Origin of the sequence: Leifsonia sp. T36S-04 (genome assembly GCF_042465655.1) — a bacterium.
Classification (GTDB): Bacteria; Actinomycetota; Actinomycetes; order Actinomycetales; family Microbacteriaceae; genus Leifsonia.
The window spans coordinates 2,002,130-2,026,643 of the sequence record NZ_CP146286.1 but is presented as its reverse complement, the minus strand read 5'-3'; the positions used below and the strand labels follow the sequence as shown (position 1 = coordinate 2,026,643).

At 71.3% G+C, this 24,514-nt stretch carries 17 protein-coding genes; 10 read left to right on the top strand and 7 right to left on the bottom strand.

From position 1 onward, the window contains the following. The first annotated feature begins 71 nt into the window (after positions 1–71). Positions 72–692 (top strand): general stress protein, encoded by a 621-nt coding sequence (locus P3F85_RS09840; protein WP_374007103.1) that lies wholly within the window; start codon positions 72–74, stop codon positions 690–692. Positions 693–781: 89 nt separating this feature from the next. Here P3F85_RS09840 and P3F85_RS09835 read toward each other — a convergent pair whose 3' ends face one another. Then, a complete protein-coding gene (locus P3F85_RS09835) occupies positions 782–2,293 on the bottom strand; it encodes an aminopeptidase P family protein (protein WP_374007101.1) in 1,512 nt (503 codons plus the stop codon). Positions 2,294–2,325: 32 nt separating this feature from the next. Here P3F85_RS09835 and P3F85_RS09830 point away from each other — a divergent pair, with 32 nt between their 5' ends. Further along, a complete protein-coding gene (locus P3F85_RS09830; RefSeq protein WP_374007099.1) occupies positions 2,326–3,198 on the top strand; it encodes a PHP domain-containing protein in 873 nt (290 codons plus the stop codon). Positions 3,199–3,249: 51 nt separating this feature from the next. Then, positions 3,250–4,377 carry a coiled-coil domain-containing protein gene (locus tag P3F85_RS09825; protein ID WP_374007098.1) on the top strand — a complete coding sequence of 376 codons (1,128 nt, stop codon included), beginning with the start codon at positions 3,250–3,252 and terminating at the stop codon, positions 4,375–4,377. 49 nt (positions 4,378–4,426) lie between these two features. On the opposite strand, the gene P3F85_RS09820 is transcribed toward P3F85_RS09825, so the two are convergent. Next, positions 4,427–5,935, bottom strand: coding sequence for a DEAD/DEAH box helicase (locus P3F85_RS09820; protein WP_374007096.1), 1,509 nt, complete (start codon positions 5,933–5,935; stop codon positions 4,427–4,429). A 124-nt stretch (positions 5,936–6,059) separates the two neighbouring features. Between P3F85_RS09820 and P3F85_RS09815 the strand changes: the two genes are divergently transcribed. Beyond that, positions 6,060–6,776: a ferritin-like fold-containing protein gene (locus tag P3F85_RS09815; RefSeq protein ID WP_374007095.1), complete on the top strand. Its 717-nt coding sequence runs from the start codon at positions 6,060–6,062 to the stop codon at positions 6,774–6,776. A gap of 32 nt (positions 6,777–6,808) precedes the next feature. On the opposite strand, the gene P3F85_RS09810 is transcribed toward P3F85_RS09815, so the two are convergent. After that, positions 6,809–7,111 (bottom strand): hypothetical protein, encoded by a 303-nt coding sequence (locus P3F85_RS09810; protein ID WP_374007093.1) that lies wholly within the window; start codon positions 7,109–7,111, stop codon positions 6,809–6,811. Positions 7,112–7,121: 10 nt separating this feature from the next. Beyond that, positions 7,122–7,346, bottom strand: coding sequence for a DUF3107 domain-containing protein (locus P3F85_RS09805; protein WP_374007092.1), 225 nt, complete (start codon positions 7,344–7,346; stop codon positions 7,122–7,124). Positions 7,347–7,472: 126 nt separating this feature from the next. On the opposite strand from P3F85_RS09805, the gene P3F85_RS09800 reads away from it, so the two are divergent. Together P3F85_RS09800 and P3F85_RS09795 are read left to right on the top strand one after the other, a co-directional pair. Then, positions 7,473–10,622, top strand: a complete 3,150-nt coding sequence (locus tag P3F85_RS09800; protein ID WP_374007091.1) for an ATP-dependent helicase — start codon at positions 7,473–7,475, stop codon at positions 10,620–10,622. Beyond that, positions 10,619–13,990 (top strand): UvrD-helicase domain-containing protein, encoded by a 3,372-nt coding sequence (locus P3F85_RS09795; protein ID WP_374007090.1) that lies wholly within the window; start codon positions 10,619–10,621, stop codon positions 13,988–13,990. Before P3F85_RS09800 ends, P3F85_RS09795 begins: the two co-directional genes overlap by 4 nt. Here the strand turns inward: P3F85_RS09795 and P3F85_RS09790 are convergent. Further along, complete coding sequence (locus P3F85_RS09790) at positions 13,921–14,994, bottom strand: phosphotransferase (RefSeq protein WP_374007089.1); 1,074 nt, start codon at positions 14,992–14,994, stop codon at positions 13,921–13,923. The genes P3F85_RS09795 and P3F85_RS09790 overlap by 70 nt on opposite strands. A 62-nt stretch (positions 14,995–15,056) precedes the next feature. Between P3F85_RS09790 and nudC the strand changes: the two genes are divergently transcribed. Together nudC and P3F85_RS09780 are read left to right on the top strand one after the other, a co-directional pair. Next, complete coding sequence (nudC, locus tag P3F85_RS09785) at positions 15,057–16,076, top strand: NAD(+) diphosphatase (protein ID WP_374007088.1); 1,020 nt, start codon at positions 15,057–15,059, stop codon at positions 16,074–16,076. Beyond that, positions 16,073–17,863, top strand: a complete 1,791-nt coding sequence (locus tag P3F85_RS09780; protein WP_374007086.1) for an ATP-dependent helicase — start codon at positions 16,073–16,075, stop codon at positions 17,861–17,863. Before nudC ends, P3F85_RS09780 begins: the two co-directional genes overlap by 4 nt. Here the strand turns inward: P3F85_RS09780 and P3F85_RS09775 are convergent. After that, positions 17,808–18,623: a hypothetical protein gene (locus tag P3F85_RS09775; RefSeq protein ID WP_374007085.1), complete on the bottom strand. Its 816-nt coding sequence runs from the start codon at positions 18,621–18,623 to the stop codon at positions 17,808–17,810. The genes P3F85_RS09780 and P3F85_RS09775 overlap by 56 nt on opposite strands. 92 nt (positions 18,624–18,715) lie before the next feature. Then, positions 18,716–20,077 (bottom strand): zinc-dependent metalloprotease, encoded by a 1,362-nt coding sequence (locus tag P3F85_RS09770; protein ID WP_374007084.1) that lies wholly within the window; start codon positions 20,075–20,077, stop codon positions 18,716–18,718. Between the two features lie 169 nt (positions 20,078–20,246). Here P3F85_RS09770 and P3F85_RS09765 point away from each other — a divergent pair, with 169 nt between their 5' ends. Together P3F85_RS09765 and P3F85_RS09760 are read left to right on the top strand one after the other, a co-directional pair. After that, positions 20,247–21,386 carry a PDZ domain-containing protein gene (locus P3F85_RS09765; protein ID WP_374007083.1) on the top strand — a complete coding sequence of 380 codons (1,140 nt, stop codon included), beginning with the start codon at positions 20,247–20,249 and terminating at the stop codon, positions 21,384–21,386. Between the two features lie 128 nt (positions 21,387–21,514). Further along, on the top strand, positions 21,515–24,445 hold the full coding sequence (locus P3F85_RS09760) for a UPF0182 family protein (RefSeq protein WP_374007082.1): 2,931 nt from the start codon (positions 21,515–21,517) through the stop codon (positions 24,443–24,445). Positions 24,446–24,514: the final 69 nt, after the last annotated feature.

Sequence of the window (24,514 nt, the reverse complement as noted above, 5' to 3'; positions counted from 1 at the left end):
CCTAAGCCCTCGGGGGTGAACGGCAGCTGTTTCCCGTGCTCGGCACGGCCCCCGGATGTGACAATGGGGGCATGAGTACACCCGGGCCGCTGAACGGACGCAACCGCACCCTCTTTCCGACCCTCCCGCGCGGAGAGGTCGTCGCCACCTTCGAGAGCTACCCGGAGGCGCAGGAGGCGGTGGATGTGCTCGCGCGCGCCGACTTCCCGGTCGACAAGGTGTCCATCGTCGGGAGCGACCTGAAGAGCGTCGAGCGCGTCACCGGCAAGCTGACCTGGGGCCGCGTCGCACTGGCGGGCGCCGCCTCTGGCGCATGGCTCGGCATCTTCTTCGGGCTGCTGCTGATCATCTTCTCGCCGACGGTCAGCCTGGCCTTCGTGCTGGCGGCGCTGCTGATCGGCGCCGGGTTCGGGATGCTGTGGGGCCTCGTCTCGTACGGCGTCAACCGCCGCCGCCGCGACTTCACGTCCGTGCAGCAGGTCATCGCGACCAGCTATTCCGTGCTGGTCGACTCCGAACTCGGCAACCGGGCCCGCAACCTGCTGCAGAGCGGGGGAGCGGAGGCGCCGGCGGCGGCCCAGGGATGGACGCCGCCCGCCCAGCCGCAGCACCCCTCCGACCCGCCGCCCGCCGCTGCCCCGCCCGTCGCCCCGCAGCCGGGCGACGACCTCCCGCCCGCTCCGCCCGCCTGACGCGGTCGCCGAAGTTCACGTCGTGGCTGCTATATCCCGCGGAAAGCAGCCACAACGTGCACCTCAGCGCGCGGGTGGGGTAGCGGGGCTCAGCGCGCGGTGCGGCGGACCCAGGCCTCGACGTCGTCGGGGGTGCGGGGGATCGCGGCGGAGAGGTTCTCTGCGCCGTCGGCGGTGACCAGGATGTTGTCCTCGATCCGCACACCGATGCCGCGGAACCGCTCGGGCACCGTCAGGTCGTCCGGCTGGAAGTACAGCCCCGGCTCGATGGTGAACACCATCCCCGGCTCCAGCACGCCGTCCAGGTAGAGCTCGCGCCGCGCCTGGGCGCAGTCGTGCACGTCGAGTCCCAGGTGGTGGCTGGTGCCGTGCACCATGTAGCGGCGGTGCTGCTGCTGGTCGGCCTGCAGCGCCTCCTCCGCGCTCACCGGAAGCAGGCCCCATTCGGCCGTGCGCCGCGCGATCACGGCCATCGCGGTGGCGTGGATCTCGCGGAACCGGATGCCCGGGCGCACGACCGCGAATGCGGCGTCCGCCGCCTCCAGCACGGCCTCGTAGATCAGCCGCTGGGTCTCGCCGAAGGTGCCGTCGACAGGAAGCGTGCGCGTGATGTCCGCGGTGTAGTAGGTGTCGAGCTCGACGCCCGCATCCATCAGGATGAGGTCGCCCGGCACCACCGGGCCGTCGTTGCGGGTCCAGTGCAGGATGCAGGCGTGCGGTCCGCTCGCCGCGATCGTGTCGTAGCCGACCGCGTTGCCGTCGGCGCGGGCCCGCCCGTTGAAGACGCCCTCGACGAGGCGTTCGCCGCGCGGGTGCGTGGTGATGCGCGGCAGATCGGCGACGACGTCGTCGAAGCCGCGAGCGGTCGCGGCCACGGCCGCGCGGAGTTCGCCGACCTCGAAGTCGTCCTTGATCAGGCGCAGTTCCGAGAGATCGCGGGCCAGCCGGTCGTCCTCGGTGTGGTCCTCCGGGTCGCGGTCGCCGTCGGTGTCGTCCCAGAGCAGCATCCGGGCCGCGTCCACCTCGTCGGTGATGGAGGGGTCCGCTTCGCGCAGCACGACCGTGTCCCCGTCGACGGTGTCGAGCACCGAGCGCACCTCGGCGATGCCGCGCGTCGGCACGCCGAGGTCGCTCGCGACCTGCGCCAGCGACGGACGCGGGCCGATCCAGAACTCACCGATCTCGGGGTTCGCGTAGAACTCGTCGGAGTCGCGCCCCGCACGCTCGCGGAAGTACAGCGTCGCCTCGTGCCCCGCGGCCGTCGGCTCGAGCACGAGCACGCTGCCCGGCTCCGAGTCCGAGCCCCAGCCGGTCAGGTGCGCGAACGCCGAGTGGGCGCGGAACGGATAGTCCGTGTCGTTGCTGCGCTGCTTAAGCCGTCCTGCGGGGATGATGAGCCGCTTGCCGGGGAAGAGTTCGGAGACCCGCGTACGACGGGCGGCGGCGTACTCCGCCTGCCGTCGGGGCTCGGGCAGCACATCCGGCCGCTCCGCCCATCCACTTCCGATGTACTGCCGGAAGGCGTCGGACCCCGGCGTCGTGGAGCGGTTCTCGGTGGCGCGCGGCGCCTGGTCGGTCGAGGCGTTCGTGGACTGCGACATGCGTCCATTCTTCCACTCCTAGGATGGTCAGCATGGCTGATGAGCGACGGTTCCGTGGTCCCGTCGACCTTCACACGCATTCGAGCGTCTCGGACGGCACGGAGACCCCGGCCGAGCTGGTGCGCGCGGCGGCGGCGGCCGGCATCGGAGCCGTCGCGCTGACGGATCACGATTCGACGGCCGGGTGGGCCGACGCCGCGGCCGAGTCCGCGCGCGTCGGGGTCACCGTGATCCCCGGCATGGAGCTCTCCACCCGGATCGAATTCGCCAGCGTCCACATGCTCGGCTATCTCTTCGATCCCGCTAACGAAGCGCTCGTCGCCGAGACGAAGCGGATCCGGGAGGGCAGGATGCGGCGGGCGGAGGACATGGTGCGCCGTATCTCCGCCGACTACGACATCACCTGGAACGATGTGCTCGCGCAGGCGACGGAGGGCGCGACGGTCGGGCGCCCGCACATCGCCGACGCGCTCGTCGCGCGCGGCCTCGCGTCGGACCGGAGTGCAGCCTTCGCGGGCATCCTGCACTGGCGGAGCGGCTACTTCCAGCCCCACTACGCCCCCGAGCCCCTCACCGGCGTGCGCCTGATCCGCGGGGCGGGCGGCCTCCCGGTGCTCGCGCACCCGGCGACCGGCGGGCGGAGCCGGGTGATCCCCGAGGACCGCCTGCGGCGGCTGGTCGACGCCGGCCTGTTCGGGCTGGAGCTCGACCACCGCGAGAACACGCCCGACGGCGTCGCCCGGCTCCGGGAGCTGGCGGCCCGCTACGGGCTCCGGATCACGGGATCCAGCGACTACCACGGCGCGGGCAAACCCAACAGGCTGGGCGAGAACACGACCGACCCGGCCGTGCTCGACGCCATGATCGAAGAAGCGACAGGCGCGGCGCCTTTCTACGCTCCGTGATCCGCAGCGCATAGCCTGGACCCCGGCGGGATCGGAGAGCGAGGTGCGCGGGTGAGACGGTTGTGGAAAGGGTCTGCGGTCGCTGCCGCGCTGACGGTGGCGCTCGTCGTCGCAGGAGGCGCCGCTCCGGCATCCGCCGACTCCTATCCGTCGTGGAGCGACGTGCAGGCGGCCAAGAACAACGCCGCCGCCGCTCAGGCGGAGGTCGACCGCATCAACGGGCTGCTGCAGGGTCTGCAGAATGCCGCGGACGCCGCAGGCGATCTGGCCGTCAAGCGGCTGGGGGAGTACGGCAGCGCGGAGACGGCGCTCCAGGCGGCCACCGCGAGGGCACAGAGCCTCTCCGAGCGGGCGCATGACGCGAGCGTCAAGGCCGATGAGCTCAAGTCCCAGAGCGGAAAACTCGCCGAGCAACTGACCAGGGCGGGCACGTCGTCCGTGTCGCTGCGACTGTTCCTCAGCCCGAACGCCTCGAGTTCCGAGTCGCTGCTGTACCAGCTGGGCGCCGTGTCCAAGCTCGCCGACCGCTCCAGCGCCCTGTTCGCCCAGGCCAGCGCCCAGAAGAACGTTGCGTCGTCGCTGAGCGCGCAGGCCGCGAACGCGCAGACGATCCGCGACCAGCTGGCGACCGCGGCGAAGAAGGCGCTCGACGTTGCGACCGCGGCCAAGCAGGCGGCGGACGCGCAGCTCGCCGACCAGAAGCAGCACGCGGACACGCTGTACGCCCAGCTGGCGAGCCTCAAGAACACGCAGGCGTCCGTCGAGCAGCAGTACGCGGCAGGCGAGGCGGCCAAGGCAGCCGCTGCCGCCGCCGCGAACCCCGGCGGAGGCTCCGACGGCTTCGCCCCTCCCCCCGGGATGGTCGTCGACCCGGCGGGCGCGCAGGCCTACGCGGCGAGCCGCCTCGGAGCGTACGGCTGGGGCAGCGACCAGATGCCGTGCCTCATCAAGCTGTGGAACCACGAGTCCGGGTGGCGCGCCGACGCGTACAACACGTCCAGCGGCGCCTACGGCATCCCGCAGGCCTGGCGCGCGAGCAGGATGGCATCCGCCGGACCCGACTGGCTCACGAACCAGAACACGCAGGTGAACTGGGGACTCGACTACATCAACGGCCGCTACGGATCACCGTGCGCTGCGTGGGCGTTCGAGATGAGTCACGACCCCAACTGGTACTGATCAGCTGGTACCGATCAGCTGGTACCGATCGGCTGGTGCCGATCGGCGGTCAGCTGGCGGGAGTCGTCGCCGAGCCGCCGCGCGAACGGCGGCGACGGCGGCGCGGGGCGCTGTTGCCGTCGCGGTGCTGGGCACCGCCACCGTCGTGCGTGCCCGTCGCGACCGTGGTGTCGCCCTCCGACGCCGCGGCGGTCTGGGCAGAGTCGGAGCCGCCCTGGCTCCCGCTCTGGCCGGATGCGCCGTCACCGGAGCCTCCGCGGGTGCGGCGACGGCGTGAGCCCTCGCCTCCCTCGGGCCGGGAGCCGTCCGTGCGACCGCCGCGCGAGCCGTCGGTGCGGCCTCCGCGCGGGGCGTCCGGAACCTTCACGGCGGGGGTCGGCTTGAGCCGGCCCTTGACGCCCTGAGGGATGTCGAGATCCGTGAAGAGGTGCGGCGACGAGGAGTAGGTCTCCGTCGGCTCCGGCTGGCCGAACTCGAGCGCCCGGTTGATGAGCGCCCACTTGTGCAGGTCGTCCCAGTCGACGAAGGTCACCGCGATGCCCGTCTTGCCGGCGCGGCCGGTGCGGCCCACCCGGTGCAGGTAGGTCTTCTCGTCTTCGGGGATGGTGTGGTTGATCACGTGGGTGACGTCATCCACGTCGATTCCCCGAGCCGCGACGTCCGTGGCGATCAGTACGTCGCGCTTGCCCGCCTTGAACGACGCCATGGCGCGCTCGCGCTGCTCCTGGTTGAGGTCGCCGTGGACCGCGGCGGCGTTGAAGCCGCGGTCGTTGAGCTCCTCGACCAGCTTGGCCGCCGCACGCTTGGTGCGGGTGAAGATGACGGTCTTGCCGCGACCCTCGGCCTGCAGGATGCGCGCGATGACCTCGTCCTTGTCCATCGAGTGGGCGCGGTAGATGAGGTGCTTGATGTTCGCCTGGATCTGGCCCTCGTCGGGGTCGCTGGCGCGGATGTGCACCGGCTTGCTCATGAACCGGCGCGCGAGCGCGACGATCGGGCCCGGCATCGTGGCCGAGAAGAGCATCGTGTGGCGGGTCGCCGGCGTCTGGGCGAACAGCTTCTCGATGTCGGCGAGGAAGCCGAGGTCGAGCATCTTGTCGGCCTCGTCGAGCACCATCTCCTGCACGTTCGCCAGGCTGAGCAGGCGCTGGCCGGCGAGGTCGAGGAGCCGGCCCGGGGTACCGACGACGATCTGGGCGCCGCCCTTGAGCTGGGCGACCTGGCCCTCGTAGGCCTTGCCGCCGTAGATGGCGGCGATGGAGGTCGGACGGCCGGAGGCGGCGGTCTCCAGGTCTTCGTAGACCTGGATGGCCAGCTCGCGGGTCGGGACGACGACGAGGGCTTTGACGCCGGGCTCGGGGTCGAGGCCGAGGCGCTGGATGAGAGGGAGGCCGAAGCCGAGGGTCTTGCCCGTTCCGGTCTTCGCCTGGCCGATGATGTCCTGGCCGGTGAGGGCGAGGGGGATCGTCTGGGTCTGGATGGGGAAGGGCTCGATGATGCCCTTCGCCGCGAGTGCGTCGACCATGTCCTGGTCGATGTTCAGTTCTGAGAAAGTCACTGGGGAATATGCCTGTCGATGGGATCGGAGTGTCTACGCCGTCTCTCTGTCGCAGGCGTAGGGCCGTCGATCCTGCGCCGACGGCGTGACAAGCCTACTGGACGGTCCCGATACACTGCTGAGCGTGTCCACTTGGTTCACCCGACGACGGTCGTCCGTCGAACTCCCGCGCCTGAGTCCGCGTCCGCGGCCGGTCACGACCGTGCGCGTCGATCTGCACGAGGTGATGCCCGAACTGCTGCCCTACCTGGGGCAGGCGGCGTACCTCCAGCTGGAGCAGTTCGAGACGCTGTCCCGTGTGGCCGCCGAAGCCGCCGACCTGCGAGCGAAGGGCCTGATCTCCGCCGCCGCCGGGCACGCTCTGTCGAAGCATCAGGGGATCGTCGCAGAGATCCGCCGCCGCGGTGGTGAGCCGGCCGCGGCGATGGAGCCGTTCGCGGTCGAGATCGAGGGCTTCAGCGCGCTCATCGTCGGTGCCGACTGGCGCGAGACGCTGTTGTCCGCGCTCGTCACCGGCGGGCTGCTCGATGACTTCTTCATCCGGCTCGCGGCGGGGCTCCCGGGCGATGTGGGTTCGCGGATCGCCCACCTGCTCGGCTCCGAATCCGGACAGGAGGGCGTGCTCGAGGTGCTCCGCACCGAGATCGGGGCGGACCCCCTCCTGAAGTCGCGCTTGGCGCTGTGGGGGCGGCGCCTCGTCGGCGACACGCTCCTGGTGGCGCGCTCTGCGCTCCACCTGTCGGGCAACCGCGCCACCGACGAGGAGCGGATCGAGCCGATCTTCACAGAACTGATCGCCGCGCACACGCGCCGGATGGATGCGCTCGGCCTGACCGCGTGACAGCCTGACCGCGGTCGCCGCCGTGGGACCGGTCAGCGGGCGACGGCTCCGCGCGTCAGCTGGTGCAGCATCCGGTCGTCGGCTGCGGTGCGCAGGCGGCCGATCAGAATGTCGGCGACGGCCACGACCAGGGCGGTCCCGAGCAGGGTGATCCACCAGATCCAGCCGCCGTCCCACTTCAGGCCGGCCCAGGTGAGGGCGACCCAGAGGAGGGACGCGGAGACCACGCCGACCGCCGGGATGAGCACGGAACCGTGCGTGTGCCGGTTCGGCAGGAAGTAGCGTCCGGCGAGGCCGATGATGGCGCCGCCGAGGACGACGAAGAGCAGTTCCACGAGTGGGAGGCTAGCCGACGAAACCGATCCGGCGCGACTCCTCGGTGCCGAACTCGACGTACGCGATGCCGGCAGTGGGGACGACGTACAGGCGGCCCTTGTCGTCGCTGAGCTCCAGGATGCCGCCGCCGTTCGTGAGCGCGCTCTTCACCTGCCCGGTGAGCTCCTCGGCCGACTGCGAAGACTCGAAGCTGAGCTCGCGGGGGGCGTTGACGATTCCGATGCGGATCTCCACGACAGTACCTTTCGGGTGTTCTGGGCCATTTCGAGTCTGACCGGGGGGTGTGAGTTCAGACTACGGCACACGGCTCGCGGCCCCCGCTCGCGTTCTCTGTCGGCGGACGCCGATACCGTGAAAGGCATGACCACGCGAGGCTTCCGGATGCGCGCTGAACGGGCCGTCGACCCGGGCGGCCCGGTGCTCGACGGCGCCCAGGCGGAGGTCCTCGCCCTGCCCGACGGCGCGTCCGCCGCGGTCATCGGCGCCCCCGGCACGGGCAAGACGACCACCCTGGTGGAGGCGCTCGCGGACCGGGTGCACGGCCGCGGCTATGCGACGCACGAGGTCCTCGCACTGAGCGCCTCGCGCACGGCGGCGACGGCGCTTCGCGACCGGGTCGCCCTCCGGCTCGACGTGCCGACGAACGGCCCCCTCGCGCGGACGGCGACGTCCCTCGCGTTCCAGCTGGTGGGGGAGCGGGCCCGCCGTTCGGGGCACGAGCCGCCGCGGCTGCTCACCGGCGGCGAGCAGGATCAGATCATCGCGGAGCTGCTCAGCGGCCACATGGAGGACGGCACCGGCCCGGCATGGCCCGAGCCGCTCGTCGGCGAGGTGCGCGCGCTGCGCGGTTTCCGCACGGAGCTCCGGGAGCTGATGGCCCGGTGCGCCGAGCGCGGCGTCTCGCCGTCGCGTCTCTCCGAGCTGGGCGCGATCACCGGGCACGACGAGTGGCGCGCCGCCGGACGGTTCATCGCCGAGTACCAGGCCGTCGTCGACAGCTACCGGGGCGGGTTCGTCGACTCCGCCGAGCTGATCGCCTCGGCGGTGACCGTCGTGCGCGACGGCAGCTCGCTCGACGGCCTGCGCGCGATCTTCGTCGACGACCTCCAGGAGGCCACTGTCGCGACCGTGTCGCTGCTGCGCGCCCTCTCCGACCGCGGTGTCGCCGTCATCGCCTTCGGCGACCCGGATGTCGCGTCGACCACCTTCCGCGGCGCAGAGACCACTGCGCTCGGCCAGCTGGAGTCGCGTCTCGGCGTTCCGGTGACCCGCTTCGTGCTGACGACCGCGCACCGGCAGACCCCCGCCCTCCGGGAGCTCACGGCGCGCGTCACCGAACGCATCGGCACGGCCGCGGCGGGCGTGCAGCGCATAGCCGCCGCGGGGCGGCCAGAACCGGAACCGGCGCAGGAGGGCGACGACCCGCGTCCGGAGATCGTGCGGCTGCTCGCGACCTCGGCGCCCTCCGAAGCCTCCCGCCTCGCACGGAAGCTTCGCGAACGGCATCTGCTCGACGGAGTGCCGTGGAGCGAGATGGCCGTGATCGTGCGGTCCGGCGCGCACGTCCCGGCGCTGGCGCGCGCCCTTGCGGTGGCCGAGGTGCCGACGACGACGAGCATCGCCGGACGGCCGCTGCGCGACGACTTCGCCGCTCGCCAACTGGTCACCGTGGCGGGAGTCGAGCTCGGCGCCATCGAACTGACACCGATCGTCGCGACCGACCTCCTCCTCGGTCCGTTCGGCGGTCTCGACAGCGTCAGTCTGCGCCGGCTTCGGCTCGCTCTGCGTCAGGAGGAGCTCTCCGGCGAGGGGAACCGGCCGGGCGACGAACTCCTGGTGGAGGCGCTGCAGCATCCCGCGCACCTGGCGACGATCGACGCGGCGCCCGCCCGCCGCGCCGCGCGTCTCGCCGAGACGCTGCGGTCGGGCCGAGAGAAGGCGGCGCAGGGCGCCTCGGTCGAGGAGCTGCTGTGGCACGCCTGGGAGCGCAGCGGCCTCGCCGCGCGTTGGCTTGCGCACTCGGAGCGAAGCGGAATCGTCGCCGACGAGGCGAACCGCCACCTCGACGGGATCGTCGCCCTTTTCACCGCAGCGCGGCGCTTCGTCGAGCGATACCCCGAACGCCCGGCCTCCGATTTCGTCGTCGAGCTGCTCGGCGCCGAGGTTCCCGAAGACACGCTGGCCGCCCGGACCGCCGGCGACGCCGTCCTGGTGTGCACGCCGAGCGCTGCCATCGGCCGGGAGTTCGAGGTGGTCGCGGTGGCGGGGTTGCAGGAGAGCGTCTGGCCGAACCTCCGTCTCCGCGGCTCCCTGCTGCACCCGCAGGAGCTGGCCGACGCCGTGGAGGGGCACGCGACCGCGACGGAAGACGCTCGCGCCGAGGTCCTGGGCGACGAGCTGCGGATGTTCGCCCTCGCCGTCTCCCGCTCCCGCGGTCAGGTGCTGCTGACCGCGACCGCCAATGACGACGAGCAGCCCTCGCCGTTCCTCCGCCTCGCGGGTGAGCTGGCGGTCGACGACGAGGACGACGGAGTGCATCCCCTCTCGCTGCGCGGCATGGTCGGCCGGCTGCGGCGCCGTCTGGTGACCGCGGGGTCCCCGGATGCCGCCCACGCGCTCGCCCGCCTCGCTGACGCCGAGGTGGAGGGTGCCGATCCCTCGTCCTGGTACGGGCTGCTCGAGCCCTCGACCACCGAACCGCTGGTCGACCTCGACGACCCGGAGGCGGTGGTCCGCGTCTCGCCCTCACGGCTGGAGACCTTCGAGAAGTCGCCCCTGGCGTGGTTCGTCGACACGATGGCCGCGTCTCCGAGCGGCCTCGCGGCCGGGATCGGCACCGTCGTCCACGCCGTCATGGAGGAGGCGAGCACGAGCGACGACCGCGACCTCAGCGTCGAGCGGCTCTGGCAGGGCATCGAGCGCCGCTGGGGCGAGCTCGCGTTCGAGTCGCCGTGGCTGGAAGAGAAGGAGCGCAGGCGCACGCGGACCCTCACCGCGGGGGTGTCCGAGTATCTGCGCGACTTCGAGCGGGCGGGGGGCACGCTGCTCGGCTCCGAGGGGGCGTTCGAACTCCGCGTCGGTCGCGCACTCGTACGCGGCACGATCGACCGCGTCGAGCACACGCCGGACGGCACGGTCGTGATCGTCGACCTCAAGACCGGGAACCGCACCCCGTCCGCCGCCGAAGCCGCCGAGCACGCGCAGCTCGGCGCGTACCAGCTGGCCATGGAGCACGGCGCGGTCGAGCAGGCCGGGGACCGTCCGTCGGGCGGTGCGAAGCTGCTGTTCGTCGCGAAGGGCGTCCGTGGCAAGGGCTACCGGGAGGTGGCGCAGGATCGCGTCGACGCCGCGGCCCTGGAGCGGCTGCGCGAACGGGTGGCCCGGGCGGCCGAGGGAATGGCGGCCGCCACCTTCACCGGCGTCGTCGACCTGGGCGAGCGCGACCCGCACGGAAAGTACGAGTACCGCATCCACTTGGTGCCTGCGGTGAGCGCGGGAGCAGGAGCATGACGGACGAGGCCACGCACATCGACGACGAGAGCCTACTGGAGTGGGCGACCGAGCAGGCGGACGTCGACCTGGTGGAGCAGGCGTTCCTGCTGGCGGAGGACGAAGAGCCGGAACGCGCCCAGCAACGGCCGGTGCGCGCGCTCAGCGCCGCGGCGATCGCCGAAGCGCTGGGACTGCCCATGCCCACCCCGCAGCAGCAGGCGGTCATCGAGGCGCCGCTGCGCCCGGCCATCGTCGTGGCGGGTGCAGGCAGCGGCAAAACCGAGACCATGGCGAACCGCGTTGTCTGGTTGCTGGCGAACGGGCACGTCCGCGTCCCCGAGATCCTCGGGCTCACCTTCACCCGCAAGGCGGCGGGCGAGCTCGCCGGCCGTATCCGGACCCGGATCGAGCAACTCGTCGCCTCCGGAGTGACCGACGTCGAGTTCGATCCCTTCGATGCTCCCGAGGTGGCCACGTACAACGCGTTCGCGAACGCGATCTTCCGCGAGAACGCGCTGCTGATCGGGCGTGAACCCGAGTCGGCCGTACTCAGCGAAGCATCCGCCTGGCAGTTGGCCCGGCGTCTCGTCGTCACCAGCACCGACGAGCGGCTCGTGGAGCTCGACCGCGGAGTGGAGGCGGTGACCAGTGCTGTCGTCGGCCTCAGCCGGGCGCTCAGCGAGAACGTCGCCGATGCCGCCGACGTCGAGCGGATGGTCGAGCAGTTCGGGCGCATCGCCGAGCTCCCCACCGGCAACGGCCGCGTGAAGGAGCTGTACGCGTCGGTGCGTTCCGCCGTCGACGCGGTCGGCTCGCTGCCGCCGCTGCTGGACCTCGCACGGGCGTTTGCCGACGAGAAGCGCCGCCGCGGGTTCGTCGAGTACTCCGATCAGGTGGCTCTGGCGCTTGCCGTGTGTGAACGCCAGCCGCACGTCGTCGCCGACTACCGCCGTCGCTTCCGCGTCGTGCTGCTCGACGAGTACCAGGACACGTCGGTGGTGCAGACGCGCCTGCTCTCCGGGCTCTTCGCGGGTCGCCCCGTGATGGCCGTCGGCGACCCGCACCAGTCGATCTACGGCTGGCGCGGCGCCAGTGCGGCCAACCTCGGCCGCTTCTCCGCCGACTTCACCGGTGAGCGTCCCGGCGCGCTCGGTGCCGCCGACGAATACGTCCTGAGCACGAGCTGGCGCAACCCGACGCGCGTCCTCGACGCGGCGAACGTGCTCGTCGCGCCGCTCACCGCGGCGTCCCCGGTGCACGTCGAACAGCTGCAGCCGCGACCCGGTGCGGTCGCCGGAGAGCTGACCGCGGTGTTCGAGCAGACGGTCGCCGACGAAGCCGATGTGGCCGCGCGCTGGCTCGGCGCACGACTGCGGGAGCGCGACGTCCACGGTGTCCCGCCCAGCGCGGCGATGCTGTGCCGGTCGCTGAAGAAGATCGACGTCTTCACGAGCGCGCTCGCGCGGCACGGCATCCCGTACCACGTGCTCGGGCTGGGTGGCCTGCTGGAGCAGCCGGTGATCGCCGACCTGGTCAGTGCCCTCCGCGTGATGCACGACCCGACCGCGGGCTCCGAGCTGATCCGCCTCCTCACCGGTGCCAAGTGGCGCGTGGGTGCCAAGGACATCGCAGCGCTGCGCGACGTCGCCTCCTGGCTGGCCGAACGGGACCACCGTCACCAGCGCCTCGACCCCGAGCTGCGTGACCGCTTGCGCCGCTCGGTCGCGGGCGAGGAGGGCGCCTCGCTCGTGGACGCACTCGACTTCGTGCTCGAAGCGCCCGACGGCCACGGCCGCCTCGAAGGGTTCAGCACCGCCGGGCTCGAACGGATGCGCGACGCCGCCCGGCGCCTCGACCACCTGCGCTCCCGGGTCGGGCTCGACCTGCTCGACCTGGTCACCCTCGTGCAGCAGGAGCTCCTCCTCGACATCGAGGTGGCGGCCAACGAGACCGCCCAGCTCGGCCAGGCGAGTCTCGACGCGTTCGCCGAGCAGGTCGCGTCCTACCTCGCGGCCGACGACCAGGCGACGCTCGGCTCTTTCCTCTCGTGGCTCGCGGAGGCCGAGCAGCGCGACAACCTGGCGCCGCGCAGCGAGGAGCCCGAGCCCGGCACGGTCCAGATCCTCACCATCCACGGCGCGAAGGGCCTGGAGTGGGATGTGGTCGCCGTTCCGCGTCTGGTCGACGGCGAGCTCCCCGGCCCGCCGCAGAGCCGGAAGGACTGGCTGTCGTTCGGGCAGCTGCCGAACGAGTTCCGCGGCGACTCGGCCGAGCTGCCGGTCGTCGCCTGGCGGACGGCCGAGACCCAGCAGGACGTCAACGACTCGATCGCCGCGTTCGAAGCCGAGAACGTCGCCCGCCATCTGGATGAGCAGCGCCGGTTGATCTACGTCGCGGTCACGCGTGCGAAGCGCCGGCTGCTGCTGACCGGGTCCTACTGGTCCACCCAGACCAAGCCGCGCGGCCCCGGCTCCTATCTGCTCGAGCTGCAGGAGTCGGGCCTGCTGCCGGGCGACGCCTTCCCCGAGTGCGCCGAGCCGGACGAGAACCCGCTCGCCCTGACGTCCGCCACTGTGACCTGGCCGCTCGAACCGCTCGGTGCGCGGCGTGCCCGCGTGGTGTCGGCGGCGGATGCGGTGCGCCGTGCCCGCGAGCAGGGTGCGGGCGACGGAGGCGTCTACGCGCGAGACCTCGACCTCCTGCTCGCCGAGCGGGCGCGCAGGACGGAGGAGGCCGGACTCGTCGAGCTTCCGGCCCGCATCCCCGCCTCCCGGTTCAAGGACTACGTGACGGACCCCGCCGCGGTCGCGTCGGCGTTGCGCCGCCCGATGCCGGAACGCCCGTACCGCCAGACGCGCCTGGGCACGCTCTTCCACGGCTGGGTCGAGGAGCGGTTCGGCACCATCGCGGGCGCTGCGGACGAGCTGGACGCGACAAGCGCAGAACTCGACGATGTCGCCGGGGACCGGATGGAGTCCGAGCGCTTCGACGAACTCAAGGCGACCTTCGAGCGGAGCGAATGGTCCGGGCGCCGACCGGAAGAGGTCGAGCTGGAGATCCACACGACCCTCGCCGGGCAGGTGGTGGTCTGCAAGCTGGACGCGGTCTACCGGGCGGAGGACGGCGTGCATGACTATCAGATCGTCGACTGGAAGACGGGCAAGGCGCCGCGCGACGCGGACGACCTGGAGCGCAAGCAGCTCCAGCTCGCGCTCTACCGGCTCGCGTTCTCGCGCTACGCCGGCATCGCCCCCGAGCGCATCGACGCCGTCTTCTACTTCGTCACCGACGACCGGGTCGTGCGGCCCGAGCGGCTCTACTCGGAGGAGGAGTTGACGTCGCTCTGGTCGTCGGCCACCGGCTTCATCCCGCCGGAGCGACTGTAGCCCTCAGGCCGGTCGCCCGGAGTCCGGTCGAGCATGGCCTCCACATCGCCGACGGCCATGATCGGCCCGGTCGCCGTGGAGAGCGGGTTCATCGCGTTGCCGTGGACCCGATCCACCAGTCCGTCGAGCATCTCGACCGCGTCATCGACGATCGTCTGGTCGCGCACCTCACGGCCGTGGAGCAGCCAGCGGGCGACTTCGAGCTCCGCGTACAGCATCGCGCGCTGGGTGAACTGCCGGTCGGTCGCCACCTGGCGCGTGGAGGCGTACGCGCCGAGGGCCCCATCGGTCGCCTCGGGGTTCATGGCGAGCAGCCAGTGCAGGTCGCGGGCCGGGTCTCCGACGCGGAGGGCCGACCAGCCGAGGACGCCGGTGACCACGTCGTGCTCGGCCAGGAACGACTCGGCGGTGAGCGAGCCGTTGATGACCGTCGGCTGGAACTGCCAGATGGAGTGGTCCGCCGCCGCGTCGCGCCAGCGGTCGCGGAGGGCCGTGGGGAGCAGGCCGGTGGAGGCCGCCGACTCGATCACCGAGTTCGCGGCCGTCAGGCACTCCGCCGCAGACATCACGGGCAGTCCTGCTTCGCCGACGAAGGCGGTCGGAAGCGCGTGGATGGCTGCGATCGCGTGCCCGATGGAGCCAGCCAGGCCGTCACCCGGAGGGACGTCGGCGACGGAGATGTGGCGGCCGGGGAGGAAGTCGTAGACGATCGCGCGGGTGCCGGCCACGGGCGCCTGGCCCAGGTAGCGCGGCACGTCGAACGGCAGCCTGCTGCGGATTCCGGTGGTGAGCGCGCGCAACGCGACCAGGTCGGCGCTCTGCTCGGTCTCCGCGACCTGGGTGGTGGGGACGCGCACGATCACGGTCGAACCGTCCCTCGTGCTCAGCAGCGCGGAGTCGAAGTCGCCGGAGCCTCCGGCGCTGTGGCTGCGCGCGGCCGTGACGTCGAGGTCGGGGACGGCCGAAGTGGCCAGCGCGGCTAGAGTGAGATGGGATCTGGCCATGCATCTAGGCTAATTGGACCTCACCTGCGTTCGGCCTTCGCCACGCCCCGGAAAGGACCTCGATGTCGTCCGCCCTCACGTCTGTTCTCCCGCTCGCCGCGCTTCCGCTGTCGCGCCACGCGACCGACCGGGACCACGCGGCGCGCTCGCGTCCTGCCCTCTTCGACGAGCTGTGGCAGGAGCCGACCACACGCGTCCTGGCGCTGTGGAAGGGTCGCGCGCTTGTGACGCGCGCGAGCGTTCCTGCTGCGACTCCTGCCGCCGACGGCTGGGCGGCTCCGGATGCGGGCCCAGCGGCCCTGGACCTCCTGCCGGTCGAGCGGGTCACCTCGGCCCTGATCCGCGTCTACCTCGGCCGGACCACCGTGGCCACCCCGGCTGAGCCGGCAGGGACCGCCGTCGTGCTGGAGGTCCTGACCGACGCGGCGGCGCTGGAACTGGAACCGGACGAGGAGCGGTGGGCGAACCTCCGCACGGTCGCCACCTCCTTGAGCGACCGCGACGCCGGGTTGTTCACCGAAGCGCTGGCCATGGCCAACTGGCACGCCTCGCACACCCACTGCCCGCGCTGCGGTTCGCCCACGGTCGTCGAGCAGGCCGGATGGGTGCGCCGCTGCATGGAGGACGGCTCCGAGGTCTTCCCCCGCACCGATCCTGCCGTCATCGTCACCGTGCTGGATGCGGACGACCGGCTGCTGCTGGGCTCCAACGCGATGTGGGAGAACTCCCGGTACTCGTTGCTCGCCGGGTTCGTGGAGCCGGGGGAGTCGTTCGAGGCGGCGGTCGAGCGCGAGATCTTCGAGGAGGCCGGCATCCACGTCGTGGACGCGCGCTACAAGGGCTCGCAGCCGTGGCCGTTCCCCGCGTCGGTGATGGTGGGGATGACCGCCCGCCTCGCGGACGACCAGTCGCCGTCCGCCCTTGATCCGGACGGGGAGGAGATCCTCGACCTCCGCTGGTTCAGCCGCGACGAACTCTGGGCGGCGCGGGACCAGATCATCCTCCCCGGCGGCTCGTCGATCGCACGCGCGCTGATCGAGGACTGGTACGGCGGCCCGCTCGACGCGCCGCCGGTGCCGTGAGCGACGGGCTCTCGGGTCCCGAGGCCCTGCTCGCCGGTCTCGACGCGCAGCAGCGGGTCGCGGCGGAGGCCCTGTTCGGCCCGGTCTGCATCCTCGCCGGCGCCGGAACGGGCAAGACCCGTGCGATCACGCACCGCATCGCCTTCGGGGTCGCCTCCGGCGCCTACGCCCCGAACCGGGTGATGGCCCTCACCTTCACGGCCCGCGCCGCGTCGGAACTGCGTGGCCGCCTCCGCCAGCTCGGCGCGGGGGGTGTCTCGGCGCGCACGTTCCACTCCGCCGCCCTCGCACAGCTCAACTACTTCTGGCCGCAGGTCGTCGGCGGGCAGCTGCCGTCGGTGCTCGACAGCAAGGGACGCATCCTCGGTCAGGCGGCCGAAGCGCTCAAACTGAAGGTCGACACCGCGACCCTGCGCGACGTGGCGGCCGAGGTCGAGTGGCGCAAGGTCTCCGGGCTGGCGATCGATCAGTACACCGCAGCCGGCCGGCCGACACCCGGAACGTTGTCCGCCGACCAGGTCGCGGCCCTTCTGCAGCGCTACGAGGACCTGAAGGACGAGCGCAAGCAGATCGACTTCGAGGATGTGCTGCTCGCCTGTGCCGGCATGATCGAGAGCGAGCCGGCGGTCGCGATGCAGGTGCGCGAGCAGTACCGCTTCTTCACCGTCGACGAGTTCCAGGATGTGTCCCCGCTGCAGCACCAGCTGCTCGGTCTGTGGCTGGGCACGCGGCGCGACCTGTGCGTCGTGGGCGACGCCAGCCAGACGATCTACTCGTTCGCAGGCGCTCGGAGCGACTACCTCCTGGGGTTCGAGCACGAGCATCCCGGGGCGACGGTCGTCCGGCTGGAGCAGAACTACCGCTCGACGGCTCCGGTGATCGACACGGCGAACCGGCTGATGCGCGGGAGGTCGGGCGCACTCACGCTGCGACCCGCCGAGGTCGCGCACGGCGACCGCAGCCCGGAGCCGGTGCCGGAGCCCGCCTCCTTCGAGGACGACCGCGCCGAGGCGCGCGCGGTGGCCGACCAGATCGCAGCCGAGCTCGCCGCAGGTTCCCGTCCGGAGCACATCGCGGTGCTGTACCGGATCAACGTGCAGTCGGCAGCGCTGGAGCAGGCGCTCGGCGACCGGGGGATCAGCTACCAGATCCGCGGCGCCAAGCGGTTCTTCGACCTGCCCGAGGTGCGTCAGGCGGTCATGTCGCTGCGCGCCGCGAGCGTGGCGGCGTCCGCCGACCCGTTGTTCAAGTCGGTCAGCGACGTGCTGCGGTCGCTGGGCTGGTCGGTCCAGCCTCCCGATGTCCGCGGCGCGGTGCGCGAGCGCTGGGAGTCGCTGAACGCGATCATGGGCCTCGTCGATGAGCAGCCGCCCGGGCAGACCTTGCGGGGGTTCACAGACGAGCTGCTGGCCCGACAGGCCGGTCAGCACGAGCCGACCCTGTCGGCCGTCACCCTCGCGACGCTGCACGCCGCGAAGGGCCTCGAATGGCCGTCCGTCTACATCGTCGGGTTGAGCGAGGGCCTCGTGCCGATCAGCTACGCCGGAACCTTCGAGCAGGTGGACGAGGAACGCCGCCTCCTCTACGTCGGCATCACCCGCGCCCGTCGCCGGCTGCGGCTCAGCTGGTCGGCGCGCGGCAATCAGCCGGGGCGCCCCTCCCTGCGCCAGCCGTCGCGCTTCCTCGCCGAGCTGCGCCCGGCCGCGGCGCCGGCGCCGGCCGCCGCCGCGATCACGCGGGAAGACCGAGACACCCGCACTCGGGGTGCGGCGCCCACTCGCGGCTGACCCAGTCGGTGCCGCCCGCGGGCAGGCGTGCACTCACCCCGGTCCGCGGCGACACGCCAGGATCGCGCCATCCGGCGAGCAGCACCGCCGCCACTCGCGCCGCCGTCGCGGCGGCGACGACCGCAGTCTCGCCGGGCGGGGTGCGGGTGTGCAGTTGCGTCGCCATCGCGGGCCACGCCGGATCGTCGTCGGTACGGTGCAGGTCGAGGCAACGCAGGCACGGTCCGCGCCCGGGCCGGACGTACGGACCCACCGTCACCCCGGTGTCGCCGAACACGATCGGCAGGTGCGGCACATCCCGGCGCAGCCACCGGGCATGGCGCTGCGGTTCCACGGCGTACGACGCGACGATCACCGCCGCATCCGCCCGGTCGACGGCCTCGTCCGTCCAGCTCAGTCCGCTCCGGACCTCCATGCCCGCGTCGTGCAGGATCGCGTCCAGGGCGGCGGCGGTGGGTCCGCAGCCGTCCAGCACGACGAGCGCTGGAGGCGGGAGCGGATCGCGTCGCTCGGGTGCCAGCACCGGGGTGACGCGCCGCAGCAGCTCCGCCGCCGCCGACGCCGCCGTCTCCGGCGATCCGGCACGATCGGCAACCAGCTGGAGGCCGTCCGTCGTGACACCGGCGGCGAGAGCGACCAGCATCCGCTCGTCGGCGGAGCTCACCTCATCGAGGACGAGAACCGGCTCATCGATGCCGAACTGGATGCTGTGCGGCGTGCGCCAGACGCGCGGGATGCGGGGATCGAGTGCGTGAACCATCCCCGCATCCTGCCGCACCGGTCAGCCCGTAAAGCGGTTGTCCACAGACCGCGCTGCGGACCGGAATCGATCCACAACCTCGGCTTCCGGTGTCAGGCCTCGGTCGGCCGGTCCCGGTCGTCGCGCAGGAGGTCTTCGATGGCCTGGTCGAGCGCATCCTGCTCCGGCGCCTGGCCGGCAGCGGTGGCGGTGAGCCGGGCGACCAGCTGCGACGGGTCGTCGAGGTCGGACGACTGGGGGAGCAGGTCCGGGTGCGACCAGAGGTCGTCCCTGGCGTCCATCCCCACCGCGTCGGTGACGGCCTGCCACATCGCGGCGGCCTCACGCAGGCGGCGGGGCCGCAGCTCGAGCCCGACCAGCGTCGAGAACGCCGACTCGGCCGGCCCGCCCGAGGCGCGGCGGCGGCGCACCGTCTCGGCGATGGCGTCGGCGCGGGGCAGCAGGCGCGTTGCGTTCGCCGTGACCACGTCGACCCAGCCTTCGACGAGCGCGAGCACCGTCTCGAGCCGGGCGAGCGCCTCCTGCTGCTCCTCGGTGCGCGGCGGGATGAGCCGCCCGCTCACCATGGCGTCGCGCAGCTCTTCCGGGTTCGACGGGTCGAAGTTCTCGGCCAGGGACTCCAGTGCATCGGTGTCGATGGTGATGCCCTTGGCGAAGGCGGTGATCTGGGTGATCAGCTGCAGCCGCAGCCACTTCGCGTGCCGGAACAGCCGCGCGTGGGCCAACTCGCGGACGGCGAGGTAGAGCTGGATCTGGTCCGCCGGGATGTCGAGGCCGTCGCCGAAGCCAGCGACGTTCTGCGGGATGAGCGCGGCCTGGCCGTCCGGGAGCAGGGGGATGCCGATGTCGCCGCCCGAGACGACTTCCTTCGAGAGCTGGCCGACCACCTGGCCCAGCTGCATCGCGAACAGGGCGCCGCCGATGGACCGCATCACCTGGCCCGCGTTCTGCAGCATCGCCTGCATCTCCTCCGGCGCCTGCTCCGCCAGCACACGGGTCAGCGCGTCCGAGATGCTCAGGGCGACCGGTTCGGCGAGCTGCGTCCAGAGGGGCATGGTCTGCCGGGCCCACTCGGCGCGGCCGATGAGCTCGGGAGTCGTGCTGAGTCCCGCGACGCCCGTCGCCTCGTCGAGCCAGAGCGCCGCGACGTGGAAGGCCTGGTCGAGGGAGGCGCGCTCGGCCGGTGTGACGGCGTGGCCGTCCTCGGAGGCGAGCTGGCGCGCCTGCTGCTCGGCGATGTCCCAATTGATACCGCCGCCGGGGTTCATCAGCGCGTTCTGGAGCTGACCCAGGAGCGCCTGGATGCTGGCGGGATCGTTCGGCAGCCCGGCGGCCCCCGCCAAGCGGCTCGGGTCGATGGATGCGCCGTTCCCCGACAGGAATTGGCTCAGCATGTCGCGCAACTCGTCGTCGTCGCGGTCCGGGTCCCGGTCGTCGTTCCGATCGTCGGCCATGGTCAGCGTCCCTCTTCTCGAAGTGAGCCGGCCGTCGGGGAGAGCCGTCGGCTCGGCTTCAGGCTCGTCATCTACGCTAGCCGCTGGCGCCGGGGAGGCGCATGGGAATTGCCCTATGCTCGCCTTCGGGCCGTGCGCCCGTGGCGAACACTGATCGAGAGGACGGGCCGTGACCCTGTTCAGCGAGAACGACCCGGCGCTGCAGGGCGAGGAGCCGGTCAGGATCGCGCCTCCGCGCCGCGTCATCATCGGGTGGGTCGCCATCGCCGTCGCGGTGCTGCTGGCGCTGGTGCTGGCCTTCGTCCCCGCGCCCTTCGTCATCGAGCAGCCGGGTCCGGTCTTCAACACGCTGGGCACCGATCAGGAGGTGGGCGCACCGCCTGCGAAGGATGCGAAGCCGCTCATCAGCATCCCTGACCAGCAGACCTACCCGACCTCCGGCTCCCTCGACCTGCTGACCGTGTCGGTGGTGGGCAATCCGGAGCAGCGGCCGAGCTGGTTCGAGATCGCGAGCGCGTGGTTCCAGCCGAGCAAGGCGGTGCTGCCCCTCGAGACCGTCTTCCCGCCCGGCACGACGACCGAGCAGTCGAACGCCCAGAACGCTGCGCTGATGGTCGACTCCCAGCAGGATGCGATCGCCGCCGCCCTGAACGAGCTCGGCTACACCTTCCCCGAGAACGTCGCCGTCAAGCAGCTCATCACGGGCACTCCCGCCTCGAAGGTGCTCAAGGTCGGCGACGAGATCGCCTCCGTCAACGGCGAGTCCGTCACGAGCATCGACGGCCTGCGCGCCGCGGTGAAGGCGAACGGCGCCGGCACGCCTGCGGATCTCGGGATCGTGCGCGACGGCGTCGCGTCGACCGTCTCCATCACCCCGATCGAGTCGCAGGGTCAGGTCGTGCTCGGGATCGGCGCGGGGATGGACTACACCTTCCCGTTCGACGTCAAGATCCAGCTCAACAACGTGGGCGGCCCGAGCGCGGGGCAGATGTTCGCCCTCGGGATCATGGACAAGCTCACCCCCGGCTCCCTGAACGGCGGCAAGCGCATCGCGGGCACCGGCACCATCGACAATGCGGGTCAGATCGGCCCGATCGGCGGCATCCGTCAGAAGATGTACGCGGCCCGCGACACCGGCGACGCGGCCTACTTCCTCGCACCGCAGTCGAACTGCAACGAAGTGAGCGGCCACGTGCCATCCGGGCTGAAGGTCTTCGCCGTCAAGACGCTCTCCGACTCGCTCAAGGTGCTGAAGGCCGTGAGCGAGGGAGCGAGCACGGCGGACCTCCCGACCTGCCCCGCGGGCTGACCGGACAGGTCCCCGCGGCGCGATTCAGCGGCCTGGCGGCGGACCACCAGACAGGGCGCAGCGTTCTCCAAGCGTGAGTTGCCTAGGATGGTCCTCGCCCCTGCCACGCGAGACCAAGAAGGCCATTCGTGAGTTCACCTGCTGCAGTCCGACCTCCCGGCCGCCGGCGCGCGGCCATCTGGATCACCCTCGGGGCGATCGTGGCGGTGGTCATCCTCTTCTTCGTCTTCGCCGGCCTGTACGCCGACGTCCTCTGGTACGACCAGCTGGGCTACCTCAAGGTGCTCACCACGCAGTGGTTCGCCGGCATCTCGATGTTCTTCATCGGCTTCCTCGGCATGGCGCTCCCGCTCTGGCTGTCGATCCAGCTGGCGTACCGGCTGCGTCCGGTCTACGCGAAGCTGAACTCGCAGCTCGACCGCTACCAGCAGGTGATCGAGCCGCTGCGCCGCCTGGCGATGTACGGCATCCCGGTCGTCTTCGGCATCTTCGCCGGCGTCTCGACCGCGAGCCGCTGGCAGACCGCGGCGCTGTGGCTGAACGGCACCTCCTACGGCAAGTCGGACCCGCTCTTCCACCTCGACATCGGCTTCTACCTCTTCGCGCTGCCGTTCTACCGCAGCGCGGTCGGCTTCGCCTCCGCGGTGGTCCTGATCTCGCTGCTCGCGACGCTCGCCACCTGCTATCTGTACGGGTCCATCCGGGTGAGCGGCCGCGAGGTGCGCATCTCGCGCGCGGCCCGCGTCCAGATCTCCGTCATCGCAGCGCTGTACCTGCTGCTGCAGGGCATCAGCATCTGGCTGGACCGCTACGCCACCGTGACCGACTCGAACGTCAACGACATGATCAACGGGGCGGCGTACACCGACGTCAACGCCACCATCCCGGGCCGTGCGGTGCTCGCGGGCGCGGCCGTGTTCGTCGCGATCCTGTTCGTGCTGACGGCCTTCATCGGCCGCTGGCGCTTCCCGATCGTCGGCACGGCGCTCCTCATCGTGGCCGCCCTCGTCGTCGGCGCCATCGTGCCCTGGGTGGTGCAGCGCTTCCAGGTCGACCCCAGCCAGAAGACCCTGGAGTCGCCCTACGTGCAGAAGGGGATCGACTACACCCGCGAGGCCTATGGACTCAGCAACATCGAGACGATCCCGTACAACGCCAAGACGACGGCGGAGCAGGGCGCCCTGCGTCAGGACGCGCAGACCACTGCGCAGATCCGCATCCTCGACCCCGCCGTGGTGAGCCCGTCGTTCCGCCAGCTGCAGCAGTTCCGGCAGTACTACGCCTTCCCCGAGAAGCTGAACGTCGACCGCTACGACCAGAACGGCACTCAGCAGGATGCCGTGGTCGCGGTGCGCGAACTCCAGCAGTCGGGCCTCGGCGGCACGCGCAACTGGTTCAACGACACGATCGTCTATACGCACGGCTACGGGCTTGTCGCCGCCTACGGAAACCAGCGCTCGCCCGACGGTCAGCCCGTGTTCATGGAGTCCGGCATCCCCACCACCGGAACGCTGGGCGAGTACCAGCCGCGAATCTACTTCGGCGAGCAGTCGCCGACGTACTCGATCGTCGGCGCTCCGCAGGGCGGCAAGAAGGTCGAGCTCGACTACCCGGGCGGTTCGGGCGGCGCACAGCAGACCTATACGACGTTCAACGGCAACGGCGGCCCGAAGCTCGACAACATCTTCAAGCGGCTGGTCTACGCCCTGAAGTTCCAGGACGAGCAGATCGTGCTGTCGGATGCGGTGAACTCCAACTCGCAGATCCTTTACGACCGCGACCCGGTCAAGCGCGTCGAGAAGGTCGCTCCCTACCTGACGGTCGACTCGCAGGCCTACCCCGCGGTCGTCGACGGCCGGGTCAAGTGGATCATCGACGGCTACACGACGAGCGATCAGTTCCCGTACTCGCACGTGGGCAGCCTGAGCGAGGCGACGGCCGACAAGGACACCCCGAAGCCCGCGTACGCGTTCGACGACATCAACTACATCCGGAACTCGGTCAAGGCCACCGTCGACGCCTACGACGGCTCGGTCACCCTCTACGCGTGGGACACGTCCGACCCGGTGCTGAAGACGTGGCAGAAGGTCTTCCCGTCGACGGTCAAGCCGGTCAGCGACATGAGCGCGCAGCTCCTGAGCCACGTGCGCTACCCGTCCGACCTGTTCAAGGTGCAGCGCTCGGTGCTCGGCCAGTACCACGTGGACGACGCCGGCTCGTTCTACTCGCGCGAGGACGCCTGGACGACACCGAACGACCCGACCTCGCCGTCGAGCAACCCGGCGCTCCAGCCGCCGTACTACCTGACGATGAAGATGCCCGGGCAGGACGCACCCGCCTTCTCGCTCTACTCCACCTTCATCCCCGCGGGTACCAGCGAATCGAGCAGGTCCGTGCTCAAGGGCTATCTCGCGGTGGATGCGGACGCCGGCGGCACCAAGGGCAAGATCGCGTCCGGCTACGGCAAGCTCCGGCTGCTGCAGCTGCCATCGAGCGACACCATCCCCGGCCCCGGGCAGATGCAGAACCAATTCGACTCCGATCCAAAGGTGTCGCAGCAGCTGAACCTGCTGCGCCAGGGGAAATCGGAGGTCATCAACGGCAACCTCCTGACGCTCCCGGTGGGCGGCGGTCTGCTGTACGTACAGCCGGTCTACGTCCGCTCCTCCGGTGAGACCAGCTACCCGCTGCTGCAGAAGGTGCTCGTGGCGTTCGGCGACAAGATCGAGTTCGAGGACACGCTCGACCAGGCTCTGGATGCGCTGTTCGGCGGCGACTCCGGTGCCAACGCCGGCGACAACAACGTCCCAGCGGCCGGAGGCGGCACCGGAACCCAGACCGGCAGTGGCCAGACGAGTGGGGGAGGGACCGGCACCGGCTCCTCCGCCAGCTCCAACCCCGCCCTGCAGGACGCCCTCCAGCGTGCCAACCAGGCGCTGTCGGACAGCCAGGCGGCGCTGAAGGCCGGCGACTTCGCCGCCTACGGCGATGCGCAGAAGCGTCTGCAGCAGGCGATCGCCGACGCGGTGGCCGCCGAGGGGCAGCCCGCCACGAAGTAAGGCACGCACGACGGAAGCGGCCCGCGCACTGCGCGGGCCGCTTCCGTATGTTCGGCAGGCGTCCGAAGT

Bases quoted from the DNA above. Each gene is read 5' to 3' on its own strand.
- P3F85_RS09800 (WP_374007091.1), top strand. From the start codon at position 7,473: ATGACCACGCGAGGCTTCCGGATGCGCGCTGAACGGGCCGTCGACCCG.
- P3F85_RS09790 (WP_374007089.1), bottom strand. From the start codon at position 14,994: ATGGCCAGATCCCATCTCACTCTAGCCGCGCTGGCCACTTCGGCCGTC.
- P3F85_RS09770 (WP_374007084.1), bottom strand. From the start codon at position 20,077: ATGGCCGACGATCGGAACGACGACCGGGACCCGGACCGCGACGACGAC.
- P3F85_RS09830 (WP_374007099.1), top strand. From the start codon at position 2,326: ATGGCTGATGAGCGACGGTTCCGTGGTCCCGTCGACCTTCACACGCAT.
- nudC (WP_374007088.1), top strand. From the start codon at position 15,057: ATGTCGTCCGCCCTCACGTCTGTTCTCCCGCTCGCCGCGCTTCCGCTG.
- P3F85_RS09795 (WP_374007090.1), top strand. From the start codon at position 10,619: ATGACGGACGAGGCCACGCACATCGACGACGAGAGCCTACTGGAGTGG.
- P3F85_RS09840 (WP_374007103.1), top strand. From the start codon at position 72: ATGAGTACACCCGGGCCGCTGAACGGACGCAACCGCACCCTCTTTCCG.
- P3F85_RS09775 (WP_374007085.1), bottom strand. From the start codon at position 18,623: ATGGTTCACGCACTCGATCCCCGCATCCCGCGCGTCTGGCGCACGCCG.
- P3F85_RS09835 (WP_374007101.1), bottom strand. From the start codon at position 2,293: ATGTCGCAGTCCACGAACGCCTCGACCGACCAGGCGCCGCGCGCCACC.